Annotated in this window: 11 protein-coding genes; 2 read left to right on the top strand and 9 right to left on the bottom strand. The window is 61.6% G+C overall.

Translation table 11 applies throughout. The features are described 5' to 3' along the window. The 7 genes from tauD to U862_RS0114140 form a co-directional block, all read right to left on the bottom strand. Complete coding sequence (gene tauD, locus U862_RS0114175) at positions 1-843, bottom strand: taurine dioxygenase (protein ID WP_025110988.1); 843 nt, start codon at positions 841-843, stop codon at positions 1-3. 143 nt (positions 844-986) lie between these two features. Continuing rightward, a complete protein-coding gene (gene tauC / locus U862_RS0114170) occupies positions 987-1,820 on the bottom strand; it encodes a taurine ABC transporter permease TauC (RefSeq protein WP_025110987.1) in 834 nt (277 codons plus the stop codon). Beyond that, positions 1,817-2,611, bottom strand: coding sequence for a taurine ABC transporter ATP-binding subunit (tauB, locus tag U862_RS0114165; protein ID WP_025110986.1), 795 nt, complete (start codon positions 2,609-2,611; stop codon positions 1,817-1,819). The genes tauC and tauB overlap by 4 nt, the downstream gene beginning before the upstream one ends. Before the next feature lie 16 nt (positions 2,612-2,627). Further along, positions 2,628-3,605, bottom strand: coding sequence for a taurine ABC transporter substrate-binding protein (gene tauA, locus U862_RS0114160; protein WP_025110985.1), 978 nt, complete (start codon positions 3,603-3,605; stop codon positions 2,628-2,630). A 220-nt stretch (positions 3,606-3,825) separates the two neighbouring features. Next, positions 3,826-5,409, bottom strand: coding sequence for a glutamate--cysteine ligase (gene gshA, locus U862_RS0114155; protein WP_025110984.1), 1,584 nt, complete (start codon positions 5,407-5,409; stop codon positions 3,826-3,828). Between the two features lie 318 nt (positions 5,410-5,727). Then, the gene (locus U862_RS0114145) at positions 5,728-6,111 is read right to left on the bottom strand and encodes a PaaI family thioesterase (RefSeq protein WP_007917925.1); all 384 of its coding nucleotides are present in this window, start codon (positions 6,109-6,111) and stop codon (positions 5,728-5,730) included. Then, positions 6,111-8,435, bottom strand: a complete 2,325-nt coding sequence (locus tag U862_RS0114140; protein ID WP_025110983.1) for a Tex family protein — start codon at positions 8,433-8,435, stop codon at positions 6,111-6,113. The genes U862_RS0114145 and U862_RS0114140 overlap by 1 nt, the downstream gene beginning before the upstream one ends. Before the next feature lie 358 nt (positions 8,436-8,793). Between U862_RS0114140 and ompR the strand changes: the two genes are divergently transcribed. After that, complete coding sequence (ompR, locus tag U862_RS0114135) at positions 8,794-9,534, top strand: two-component system response regulator OmpR (protein ID WP_007964700.1); 741 nt, start codon at positions 8,794-8,796, stop codon at positions 9,532-9,534. 114 nt (positions 9,535-9,648) lie between these two features. Beyond that, positions 9,649-10,962, top strand: coding sequence for an ATP-binding protein (locus U862_RS0114130; RefSeq protein ID WP_025110982.1), 1,314 nt, complete (start codon positions 9,649-9,651; stop codon positions 10,960-10,962). Positions 10,963-11,091: 129 nt separating this feature from the next. Here the strand turns inward: U862_RS0114130 and rimK are convergent, their stop codons facing one another. Further along, complete coding sequence (rimK, locus tag U862_RS0114125) at positions 11,092-11,997, bottom strand: 30S ribosomal protein S6--L-glutamate ligase (RefSeq protein ID WP_007949201.1); 906 nt, start codon at positions 11,995-11,997, stop codon at positions 11,092-11,094. Next, positions 11,994-12,455, bottom strand: coding sequence for an ATP-dependent zinc protease (locus U862_RS0114120; protein ID WP_007964698.1), 462 nt, complete (start codon positions 12,453-12,455; stop codon positions 11,994-11,996). Before U862_RS0114120 ends, rimK begins: the two co-directional genes overlap by 4 nt. Between the last annotated feature and the right edge of the window lie 12 nt (positions 12,456-12,467).

Raw genomic sequence — 12,467 nt, 5'->3', positions numbered from 1 at the left:
TCAGCGAAAGAAAGGCACATCCCCCAACACCGTAGCCCGCTGCATCACCCGCCGCGCCGGCCGGTAATCATCCACCGCGTAATGCTGCGTCACGCGGTTGTCCCAGAACGCAATGTCGTCCTTCTGCCAGCGCCAGCGAATGGTGAATTCCGGTCGCGTCGCGTGGGCGAACAGAAACTTCAGCATCGCTTCGCTTTCGGTTTCCGACAGCTCGTTGATCTTCGACGTGAAGCCTTCGTTGACGAACAACGAGCGGCGTCCGCTCACCGGGTGGGTGCGGATCACCGGATGCGACAGCGGCGGATTCTTGCGCCGTGCCTCTTCCCATTGCGCCAGTGCATCGGGCGTGTTGCCGTAGCGTTCCAGCGGAAACGAACGGGTGAAATCATGGGTTGCTGTCAGCCCTTCGAGCAAGGCTTTCACAGGCGCCGACAGGGCCTCATACGCAGCAATCCCGCTGGCCCACAAGGTGTCGCCGCCAAACTCCGGCAGCAGCTTGGCGCTGAGTACCGCGCCCATCGCCGGGGTCGGCAGGAAGGTCACGTCGGTGTGCCAGATTGCGTTGTCGCGCACGTCGGTGACAGCGGTGTCGAGGATCAGCACTTCAGGCTGCTCCGGCACATTGGGGTAGATCGGGTGAATGTGCAGGTCGCCGAAGTACGCCGCAAAACGCGCCTGTTGTGGCGGCTCGATCGGCTGGTTGCGGAAGAACAGCACTTGATACTTGAGCAGTGCCTGCTCGATGGCGTCGCGCTGTTCCAGGTTCAGCGGCTGGCTGATATCGACGCCACTGATCTGTGCGCCGAGGGCCGAGCTTAAGGGGGTGATAGTCAGGCTGCTCATGATGGTTCTCTAGAATTCGGGGTGTGATGCTTTTGTGGGAGCGAGCCTGCTCGCGAATGCTGCGTGTCAGGCGACAGTGCAGTGACTGCTCCGACGCTTTCGCGAGCAGGCTCGCTCCCACAGGTGTGTTCACATCAAATTTGTCAGTGCGCCTGGCCGTGCCACGGCACCAGTTTGCGCTGCAGGGCGCGCAGGCCCATTTCCATGGCAAAGGCGATCAGGGCAATCACCAGAATCCCCAGCACCACCACATCGGTGACGAGGAACTGCGCGGCCGACTGCACCATGAAGCCCAAACCGCTGGTGGCAGCGATCAGTTCAGCGGCGACCAATGTCGACCAGCCAACACCCAGACCAATGCGCACACCGGTGAGAATGTCCGGCAGGGCGCTGGGCAAAATCACATGGCGGATCAGTTGGGCGCGAGTGGCGCCCAACGACTGCGCGGCGCGCAGTTTGGCCGGATCTACGGTGCGAACGCCGGTGGCGGTAGCAATGGCAATCGGCGCGAAAATCGCCAGGTAGATCAGCAGCACTTTCGACAACTCGCCGATGCCGCACCAGATCACGATCAGCGGCAGATAGGCCAGGGGCGGAATCGGCCGATAGAACTCGATCAGCGGATCGAGCACGCCACGGGCGATACGGTTGGCGCCGATGGCGATACCCACCGGCACCGCCGTCAGAATCGCAAAACCAAGGCCCAGACCAATGCGGCTCAAGCTCGCGCCCAAGTGCTGCCACAGGGTCGAATCCATATAGCCCGTGGTCGCCAGCAACCAGCCTTTTTGCAGCACGGCGGACGGCGGTGGCAGGAACAGGGGTTCGATCAGGCCGGTGGCTGTTACGGCCCACCAGATCACCAGCAAAGCGAGCAAGGTCAGCAGGCTGATCCAGCGCGTGCTGAGGCTGCGGCGCACAGGAATCACCACCGATGGGGTTTTTACCGCCGGGGCGGAAACGTCGTAACTGCTCATGCGCGCTCCTGCCGCTGAACGGCGCTGCGTTGCGAGAACACTTTGCTCAGCACGTGCTCGCGGGTTTCGATAAATCGCGGGTCGGATTTGATTGCGCGGGCGGACTCGCCGGCGGCGTAACGCTGACCGAAATCCAGGTGCAGACGCTCGACGATCTGCCCCGGATTCGGCGCGAGCAAAATCAGGTCAGTGGCGAGGAACACCGCTTCTTCAATGTCATGGGTAATCAGGAAAACCGGCTTGGCGGTGCGCTGCCAGACTTGCAGCAACAGCTCCTGCATCTGTTCGCGGGTGAACGCGTCGAGGGCGCCGAAGGGTTCGTCCATCAGCAGCACGCGCGGGTCGGCAGCGAGGGCGCGGGCCAGGCCAACGCGCTGTTTCTGGCCGCCGGAGAGCTGCCAGATACGGCGGCTTTCAAAGCCGGAAAGATCGACCAGCGCAAGCATTTCGCGGGCGATCCTCTCGCGTTTCTCCTTGGCGACACCGGCCAGTTCCAGACCAAACGCCACGTTGGCCAATACGTCCTGCCATGGCAACAAAGCATCGTCCTGGAACACCACGCCACGTTCGGCGCTCGGGCCTTTGACCGGCACGCCGTCGAGGGTGATGCGCCCGGCGCTGGGTTCGACGAAGCCGGCAATCAGGTTCAACAGCGAAGTCTTGCCACTGCCGGACGGGCCGAGGGCTACCAGCAACTGCTGAGGCCCGAGGGTCAGGGAAATGTCCGCCAGCACCGGTGCAGGGCTGCCGGGATACTGTGCGCTGATGCGCTCCAGCTGTAGCAAGGCCATCGCGGTTAACTCCCGATCAGTTGGTGATGTATTTGGCGCTGACGTACGGCGCGTAGTCCGGCAGTACGGCTTCGACCTTGCCTTGCTCCTTGAGGAACGCGGCGGTGTCGGTGATGGCCTTGGTGGTCGGCGCGCCGAGGGTGATCACTTGATCAGCCGCCAGCGGGTAGACGTTGCCTTGCAGCAGCAAAGGAATGTCGCTGGCCTTGGCGCCTGAGAGTTTCACCAGTTTGTCGACGTTGGATTGGTCGGCGAGCCAGGCTTTCGGGTCTTTGCGGTAATCGGCGTAGGCGTCGAGGGTGACCTTGGCGAACGCGGTGACGATGTCCGGGTGCTTCTCGGCGAAGTCCTTGCGCACGATCCACGCATCGAAAGTCGGTGCACCGAACTTGGCCAGCTCGCCGGAGGTGATCAGCACCTTGCCGTTCTCCTTGGCCACGCCGAGTGCCGGATCCCACACGTAAGTGGCGTCGATGTCACCGCGTTTCCAAGCGGCGATGATCGCTGGGGGCGCGAGGTTGAGCACGGTGACTTTCGACGGGTCGATGTTCCAGTGCTTCAGCGCCGCGAGCAGGCTGTAATGACCGGTAGACACGAACGGCACGGCGATTTTCTTGCCGACCAGATCCTGCGCAGTGTTGATCCCGGAACCGTCGCGAGCGACCAGTGCTTCGGCGGCGCCGATCTGGGTAGCGATGAGGAAGGTTTCCACCGGAACCTTGCGGGTGATCGCGGCGGTCAGCGGGCTCGAACCCAGGTAACCGATCTGCACGTCACCGGAGGCGATGGCGGCAATGATGTCGGCGCCGTTGTCGAACTTGCGCCAGCTGATGTCGGCCTTGGTGGCTTTTTCGTAAGCGCCGTCGGCCTGTGCGACTTTCGCCGGGTCAACGGTGGTTTGGTAGGCGACGGTGAGGTCGGCGGCCTGGGCCAGAAAGCTCGCAGCAGCCAGAGAGGCCACGGCCAACAGGCGAAGCGGGAAATTCAGTTTCATGGGGGCGTGCTCCAAATCAGGCGACCGACGATCGGCGTGACAGGAGACTAAATGATCTAAGAAACTAAAAATAAATAACTTTTTAGACTTAGCTTATGAGCGGAAAAATCTAAGCCTAGCCGCTGTGCGGTCATTCGCGAGCAGGCTCGCTCCCACAGGAGATTGCAATCCAATGTGGGAGCGAGCCTGCTCGCGAAAAGGTTCGAAGAACCTTCTGATGTCAGTTGCTGATCGCCAGAATACTCGCCTGATACGACCCGACAAACACATCGAAATCGCCAACCTCGTTCTGCTCCAGCTCAGCCTGTTGCGCCAGCGAAGACCGCGCCAGTTCTTCAAACTTCGCCTGTTCCTCAGCTGCCAACGGCTCGCTGCGGAAGAACTCGGCATGCGCCTGGCTCTGACGCAACGAGAACTGCGCAAAGCTTTCCTTATGCTCAGCCATCGCCGCCAGCACCTGCGCGGATGGCGTCAGGGACGGGTCGCTGACCTTGGCCAGTTGTGCATCCAGCGCCTTGCTGTGCGCATCGCCGCCATGGCTCTGATCCAGCAGTGCTGCCAGTGGCGCAATTTGCTCCAGCAGTTCTGCCGCCCAGGCTTTCATCTCGACCGGCTGACCATCACGCTGCAATTGCAGGCCCGGCCGGCGACCTTCCTTGACCACGCTGAGGAAGTTCGAGGTGGCATTGCCGCACGAAGTGTTGGTCAGCAACGGGCTGTCGTTCAGCGCGCAGTACAGCAGGAACGCGTCGAGGAAGCGCGACTCGGTGACGTCGATCCCCATTGGCAGGAACGGGTTGATGTCCAGGCAGCGCACTTCGACGTACTGGATGCCACGGGCGACCAGGGCCTGGATCGGCCGCTCGCCGGTGTAGGTCACGCGTTTCGGGCGGATGTTGGAGTAGTACTCGTTTTCGATTTGCAGGATGTTGGTGTTGAGCTGCACCCACTCGCCATCCTTGTGCGTGCCGACTTCAACGTACGGCGCGTACGGCGTGGCCACGGCTTTGCGCAGACTGTCGGTGTAGCTCGCCAGATCGTTGTAGCACGGGGTCAGACCGGCCTGGGCATTGCTCTGATAACCGAGGTCGCTCATGCGCAGGCTGGTGGCGTACGGCAGGTACAGGGTGTCCGGATCGAGCTGTTCCAACTGGTGCGAACGGCCGCGCAGGAAGCCGGCGTCCAGCGCCGGCGATGCACCGAACAGGTACATCAGCAGCCAGCTGTAGCGACGGAAATTACGGATCAGCGCGATGTAGGACGACGACTGGAAGTCGCGGTCGGTGCCGACGAAACCCTCGGCTTCGCGCAGCAGCGGCCAGAGCTTTTCCGGCAGGGAAAAGTTGTAGTGAATCCCGGCGATGCACTGCATGGTCTTGCCGTACCGCAGGGCCAGGCCCTTGCGGTAGACGTACTTGAGCTGACCGATGTTGGAGGTGCCGTAATAGGCGATCGGGATGTCTTCCTCGGCCGGCAACGGGCACGGCATCGATGGACTCCACAGGTACTCGTCGCCGAGCTTGCTGTAGGCAAAGCGATGAATCTTGTCCAGGCTCGCCAGGGTGTCAGCCGGGTCGGGCAGGGCGGGCGTGATGAACTCCAGCAGCGACTCGGAATAGTCAGTGGTGATCTGTTCGTTGGTCAGCGCGGAACCCAAGGCTTCGGGGTGCGGCGTTTGCGCCAGACGACCTTCGCTGGTCACGCGCAGGCATTCACGTTCGATACCGTGGAGGCACTGTTCGAGCAGAGAGAGGTTGGCGCGCTCGCCGAGCAGAGCCAGGCGGCGGTTGAGAAGTTCGCTCAATTTGGATTCCTTCACGCGTCAGTCGCCCCAATATGGGGGTGGGCAGGACGGTCTACAAGGGTGAAGTTGAAACTGGCGTTTTCGCCTGGTTTTTTGGGCTCACGAAGCCCCTTTCGAACCGCCGACTTCAATCCCTGAATCTGGCAGATGCACGCGAAGATCATGCCGTTCCTGTGGGAGCGGGCTTGCTCGCGAAGGCGTCGTGTCAGGCGACCTGATGCTGCCTGACACTCCCTCTTCGCGAGCAAGCCCGCTCCCACAGAAAAGCTCGACGCTGCGATCACAGCGCCGAAATTAACTCAAATTGATGACGACAAGCTACAGGACAGCGAACGTGCCTTGCGCTTTTGCGACCAGTTTGTCGCCCTGCATCACGTCGGCTTCGACCACCAGCGTGCGGCGGCCCGGGTGGATCACCCGCGCCGTGCACAGCACCTCGCCGTCGGAAACGGCGCGGATGTAGTTGATCTTGCACTCGATGGTCGCGCTCTGCTGATCGAAGCCGTGGGTGCTGGAACAGGCCAGCCCCATGGCGATGTCGACCAGACTGAACAGCGCGCCACCGTGCAATTTGCCGCCGCGGTTGCGCAGTTCCGGTTCCAGCACCAGGGCGACTTGCGCCACCCCGGTTTCCAGGCTGTGCAGGCGGCAACCCAACAGCTTGAAAAACGCGCTCTCGACGAGCCCGGCCGGAATCTCCATCAGCGTTTCTTCAACTGCTTGGCGTTGGCGAACAGCGAGGCCATCGCATTGTTCACCGGCGCTGCGGTTGCGGTTTCCTTGCGTGGCGTGTTGTTCGATGGCTGGCGCTGGGCCGAGCCCGGACGCGAGCCACGGGCACCGTCGATCTTCTCGCCCGGGGTGTCGCCCATGCGCATCGACAGGCCGACGCGTTTGCGCGGGATGTCGACTTCCATGACCTTCACTTTCACCACGTCACCGGCTTTCACGGCTTCGCGCGGGTCCTTGATGAACTTCTCCGACAGCGCCGAGATGTGCACCAGACCGTCCTGATGCACGCCGATGTCGACGAATGCGCCGAACGCGGTCACGTTGGTGACGACACCTTCGAGGATCATCCCCAGTTGCAGGTCTTTGAGGTCTTCGACGCCTTCCTGGAACTCGGCGGTCTTGAACTCCGGACGCGGGTCGCGGCCCGGTTTTTCCAGTTCCTGGATGATGTCGGTGACGGTTGGCAGGCCGAAGGTCTCGTCGGTGAATTTCTTCGGATCCAGACGTTTGAGGAACCCGGCATCGCCGATCAACGAGCGAATGTCGCGGTCGGTTTCAGCGGCAATGCGTTGCACCAGCGGATAGGCTTCCGGGTGAACGGCCGAGGAATCCAGCGGGTTGTCGCCGTTCATCACACGCAGGAAGCCTGCAGCCTGTTCGAAGGTTTTCTCGCCCAGACGCGCGACTTTCTTCAGTGCTGCACGGGTTTTGAACGCGCCGTGTTCGTCGCGGTGAGCGACGATGTTTTGCGCCAGCGTTGCGTTGAGGCCGGAGATCCGCGCCAACAGCGCCACGGATGCGGTGTTCACATCGACGCCGACGGCGTTCACGCAGTCCTCGACCACCGCATCCAGGCCACGCGCCAGTTTCAGCTGCGAGACGTCGTGCTGGTACTGACCGACACCGATAGATTTCGGATCGATTTTCACCAGTTCAGCCAGTGGATCCTGCAGGCGACGAGCAATGGACACCGCGCCACGGATCGACACGTCCAGGTCCGGGAATTCCTTGGCCGCCAGTTCGGATGCCGAGTACACCGATGCACCGGCCTCGGAAACCATGACCTTGGTCATCTTCATCGCTGGATATTTTTTGATCAGTTCGATCGCCAGTTTGTCGGTTTCGCGGCTGGCGGTGCCGTTGCCGATGGCGATCAGGTCAACCGAGTGCTTGGCGCACAGGGCGGCCAGGATGGCGATGGTCTGATCCCACTTGTTGTGTGGCACGTGCGGGTAAACCGTGGCGTGATCCAGCAGTTTGCCGGTGGAATCGACCACGGCGACCTTGCAGCCGGTACGCAAGCCCGGGTCGAGGCCCAGGGTCGCGCGCGGGCCGGCCGGAGCGGCCAGCAGCAGGTCGTGCAGGTTGTGGGCAAAGACGTTGATCGCCTCGGTTTCGGCGCCGTCGCGCAGTTCGCCGAGCAGGTCGGTTTCCAGGTGGGTGTAGAGCTTGACCTTCCAGGTCCAGCGCACCACTTCGCCGAGCCATTTGTCGGCCGGGCGGTTCTGGTTCTGGATGCCGAATTGCTGGCCGATCATGCCCTCGCACGGGTGCATGGTACCTGGCAGTTCGTCGCCGACTTTCAGCGCGGAGCTGAGGATACCTTCGTTGCGGCCACGGAAAATGGCGAGCGCGCGGTGCGACGGCATGCTTTTCAGCGGTTCGTCGTGTTCGAAGTAGTCGCGGAACTTGGCGCCTTCTTCTTCCTTGCCGGCGATCACGCGGGCACTGATGGTCGCTTCCTGCTTGAGGTAGTTACGCAGTTTTTCCAGCAGGCTGGCGTCTTCGGCGAAACGTTCCATCAGGATGTACTTGGCGCCTTCGAGCGCAGCTTTCACATCGGCCACGCCTTTTTCGGCGTCGACGAAGCGTGCGGCTTCGGCTTCAGGAGCCAGGTTCGGGTCATTGAACAGACCGTCGGCCAGTTCGCCGAGGCCAGCTTCCAGGGCGATCTGGCCCTTGGTGCGGCGCTTCTGCTTGTACGGCAGGTACAAGTCTTCGAGGCGGGTCTTGGTGTCGGCGAGCTTGATGTCGCGCTCAAGGGCCGGAGTGAGTTTGCCTTGCTCCTCAATGCTGGCGAGGATGCTGATGCGCCGTTCGTCGAGTTCTCGCAGGTAGCGCAGACGCTCTTCCAGATGACGCAGCTGGGTGTCATCAAGGCTGCCGGTGACTTCTTTCCGGTAACGGGCGATGAAGGGAACGGTAGAGCCTTCATCGAGTAGCGCGACGGCCGCTTCGACCTGTTGCGGGCGTACGCCGAGTTCCTCGGCGATGCGGCTGTTGATGCTGTCCATAAAACCACCTGACATATTGTGAAAGCAGGCTCGCAGGCACGGAAATAAAGGCCCGGAGTCTGGTTGAGCGGCTAGAAAATTGCCGCTGCCTGGGTCAAAAGGCACCCCATTGACCCGTGAAATCGAACAATTACTGCGCAGCTCCGGAAAAAATCGCGGCCACCTGCGGTAACGATTCAGACGTTGCCTGGCACAAAACGCCGCGCATTATAACCAGCGTTCTGTCATTCGGGGGTGTAGCAGTCTGTAGGCATAAACCCCGGTTTTCTGGCAGTGAAGGAAAAATCTGCTAACAATGCACACGGTGCGTATAACGGCAGCTACGCCATAATGCGCGCCGAGCTAAAAGGAGCATCCAATGAGCAGCACTGCAAACAATGCTGAAGGCGAAAAAATTCTTATTGTTGACGACGATCCGGGGCTGAGCAGCCTGCTGGAACGTTTTTTCGTCAGCAAGGGCTACCGCGCCCGTGCCGTACCGAACACCGAGCAAATGGACCGTCTGCTGTCGCGTGAAGTGTTCAACCTGGTCGTCCTCGACCTGATGTTGCCGGGCGAAGACGGTCTGACCGCGTGCCGTCGCCTGCGGGCCGCAAACAACCAGATCCCGATCATCATGCTCACCGCCAAGGGCGATGAGATGAGCCGCATCAAGGGCCTGGAACTGGGCGCCGATGACTACCTGGCCAAGCCGTTCAACCCGGACGAGTTGATGGCCCGGGTCAAGGCTGTTCTGCGTCGCCAGGCCGCTCCGGTGCCGGGTGCGCCGGGCAGCGAAGACGAAAACGTCACCTTCGGTGACTACGTGCTGTCGCTGGCGACCCGCGAACTGAAGCGAGGCGACGAAGTGCACATGCTCACCACCGGTGAGTTTGCGGTACTCAAGGCCTTGGTGATGAATGCGCGTCAGCCGCTGACCCGCGACAAACTGATGAACCTGGCCCGTGGCCGCGAGTGGGATGCGTTGGAGCGTTCCATCGACGTGCAGATTTCCCGTCTGCGCCGGATGATCGAACCCGATCCGTCGAAACCGCGCTACATCCAGACTGTCTGGGGCGTGGGCTACGTGTTCGTACCGGATGGCGCCGCTACCAAGTGATCGGCGATTTGTAGGAGCGGGTCTGCGCAGGTCGGGTTGATCGACCCTCTACGCAGACTCGCAATCCGCAATATGCGAGCATGGCTCGCTCCTGCAAGTGTTTAACGGTTATCGATGAAAACCCCCGTCTGGTTCCCCCAAAGTTTTTTCTCCCGCACCCTTTGGCTGGTGCTAATCGTCGTGCTGTTTTCCAAGGCGCTGACCCTGGTTTATCTGTTGATGAACGAGGACGTGCTGGTGGATCGCCAATACAGCCACGGCGTCGCCCTGACGCTGCGCGCCTATTGGGCTGCCGATGAAGAAAACCGCGCGAAGATCGCCGATGCTGCAACCCTGATCCGGGTGGTCGGCGCCGGTGTGCCGGAAGGCGAGCAGCACTGGCCGTACAGTGAAATCTATCAGCGGCAGATGCAGGCGGAGCTGGGGGCCGATACTGAAGTGCGTTTGCGCATGCACTCGCCGCCGGCGCTGTGGGTGCGTGCGCCGAGCCTCGGTGATGGCTGGCTGAAAGTACCGCTGTACCCGCATCCGCTGCGGGGCCAGAAAATCTGGAACGTGCTCGGCTGGTTCCTCGCCATCGGCTTGCTGTCTACCGCCTCGGCGTGGATTTTCGTCAGTCAGCTCAACCAGCCGTTGAAACGCTTGGTGTATGCCGCGCGGCAACTCGGCCAAGGCCGCAGCGTGCGCCTGCCGATCAGCGACACACCGAGCGAGATGACCGAGGTCTATCGCGCCTTCAACCAGATGGCTGAAGACGTCGAACAGGCCGGTCGCGAGCGCGAGCTGATGCTGGCGGGGGTGTCCCATGACTTGCGTACGCCGCTGACCCGCTTGCGCCTGTCGCTGGAGCTGATGGGCGATCGCAATGACCTGACCGATGACATGGTGCGCGACATTGAAGACATGGACGCGATTCTCGACCAGTTCCTCGCGTTCATTCGTGACGGTCGCGACGAGTCGGTGGAAGAGGTGGACCTGAGCGATCTGGTGCGTGAGGTGGCAGCGCCGTACAACCAGAACGAAGAGAAAGTGCACCTGCGTCTGGAACCGATCCAGCCATTTCCACTGCGTCGGGTGTCGATGAAGCGGTTGCTGAACAACCTGATCGGCAACGCCTTAAATCATGCCGGCAGCGGGGTCGAGGTTGCGGCCTATGTGTCCGGTGACACCAGCGCGCCCTATGTGGTGCTGAGTGTGATGGACCGTGGCGCGGGGATCGATCCATCGGAGCTTGAGGCGATCTTCAACCCGTTTACCCGTGGTGATCGTGCGCGGGGCGGCAAGGGCACAGGTTTAGGGTTGGCGATCGTGAAGCGGATTGCTTCTATGCATGGCGGCAATGTTGAACTGCGCAACCGCTCCGGCGGCGGATTGGAAGCGCGGGTACGGTTGCCGCTTGGGTTGATGCTTCCGCGAGATGCGGTTTAACAGCTGAAATTTTCGCTGAGGCTGATGGCCCCATCGCGAGCAAGCCCGCTCCCACAGTTGGAATGCATTCCCCTGTGGGAGCGGGCTTGCTCGCGAAGGCGGCCTCCCTGGCGCCACATCTCTAACGGATTAGCCCTTGCCTTTGGTCCGGGTCATGTTCGGCCCGCCATTCTTCTCCAGGTGCTCGATGATGATCCCCGCCACGTTCTTGCCGGTGGTGGTCTCGATCCCTTCCAGTCCCGGCGACGAGTTAACTTCCATTACCAGCGGCCCGTGATTGGAACGCAGGATATCCACACCTGCCACCGCCAGGCCCATGACCTTGGCCGCACGCAATGCCGTCATGCGTTCTTCCGGGGTGATCTTGATCAGGCTGGCGCTGCCGCCGCGATGCAGGTTGGAGCGGAACTCACCCGGTTTGGCCTGACGCTTCATCGCCGCGATCACCTTGTCGCCGACCACGAAGCAACGGATATCCGCACCGCCAGCTTCCTTGATGTATTCCTGGACCATGATGTTCTGCTTCAGGCCCATGAACGCCTCGATCACCGACTCCGCCGCCGTTGCGGTTTCGCACAGTACGACGCCGATGCCCTGGGTACCTTCCAGTACCTTGATCACCAGCGGCGCGCCGTTGACCATGTCGATCAGGTCGGGAATGTCGTCCGGTGAGTGGGCGAACCCGGTTACCGGCAGACCGATGCCGCGACGCGACAACAGTTGCAGCGAACGCAGTTTGTCTCGCGAACGGGCGATGGCCACCGATTCGTTGAGCGGAAACACCCCCATCATTTCGAACTGGCGCAACACCGCGCAACCATAGAACGTCACCGACGCGCCGATCCTCGGAATCACCGCATCGAAGCCTTCCAGTGGCTTGCCGCGATAGTGGATCTGCGGTTTGTGGCTGGCGATGTTCATGTAGGCGCGCAAGGTGTCGATCACTACCATTTCATGCCCGCGTTCGGTGCCGGCTTCGACCAGGCGACGGGTGGAATACAGACGCGGATTCCGCGACAGCACAGCGATCTTCATGCAACACCTGTGGAGGAGGTAGATACCGGGAACACCGGCTTGTCTTGTACATATTTGATGCCCGGATTGACCACCAGCTGGCCATCGATCAGGGCTTTGGAACCGAGCAACAGGCGATAACGCATGGACTTGCGGCAGGCGAGGGTGAACTCGACCGCCCACACCCGATCACCGAGGGCCAGGGTGGTGCTGATCACGTAGCGCACCTGAGCCTGGCCGTTGGAGCTTTTAATGGTCTTGCGCGTGACCAGCGGTGCTTCGCAGCGCCGGTGACGCAACTGCACCACCGTGCCCAGGTGCGCGGTGAAGCGCACCCACTTCTCGCCGTCGCGCTCGAACGGCTCGATGTCGGTGGCGTGCAGGCTGGAGGTGCTCGCGCCGGTGTCGATTTTCGCCCGCAGGCCCGCGACTCCCAGATCAGGGAGCGCCACCCACTCGCGCAGACCAACAACGGTCAAATGGTCAAATGT

Origin of the sequence: Pseudomonas sp. H1h, from assembly GCF_000633255.1 — a bacterium.
Taxonomy (GTDB): domain Bacteria; phylum Pseudomonadota; class Gammaproteobacteria; order Pseudomonadales; family Pseudomonadaceae; genus Aquipseudomonas.
This window is presented reverse-complemented; position numbering and strand designations above follow the sequence as displayed.

Excerpts from the sequence above, each read along its gene's own strand:
- tauA (WP_025110985.1), bottom strand. The coding sequence starts at position 3,605 with ATGAAACTGAATTTCCCGCTTCGCCTGTTGGCCGTGGCCTCTCTGGCT.
- rimK (WP_007949201.1), bottom strand. The coding sequence starts at position 11,997 with ATGAAGATCGCTGTGCTGTCGCGGAATCCGCGTCTGTATTCCACCCGT.
- U862_RS0114140 (WP_025110983.1), bottom strand. The coding sequence starts at position 8,435 with ATGGACAGCATCAACAGCCGCATCGCCGAGGAACTCGGCGTACGCCCG.
- tauC (WP_025110987.1), bottom strand. The coding sequence starts at position 1,820 with ATGAGCAGTTACGACGTTTCCGCCCCGGCGGTAAAAACCCCATCGGTG.
- U862_RS0114145 (WP_007917925.1), bottom strand. The coding sequence starts at position 6,111 with ATGGAGATTCCGGCCGGGCTCGTCGAGAGCGCGTTTTTCAAGCTGTTG.
- tauB (WP_025110986.1), bottom strand. The coding sequence starts at position 2,611 with ATGGCCTTGCTACAGCTGGAGCGCATCAGCGCACAGTATCCCGGCAGC.
- U862_RS0114130 (WP_025110982.1), top strand. The coding sequence starts at position 9,649 with ATGAAAACCCCCGTCTGGTTCCCCCAAAGTTTTTTCTCCCGCACCCTT.
- ompR (WP_007964700.1), top strand. The coding sequence starts at position 8,794 with ATGAGCAGCACTGCAAACAATGCTGAAGGCGAAAAAATTCTTATTGTT.
- tauD (WP_025110988.1), bottom strand. The coding sequence starts at position 843 with ATGAGCAGCCTGACTATCACCCCCTTAAGCTCGGCCCTCGGCGCACAG.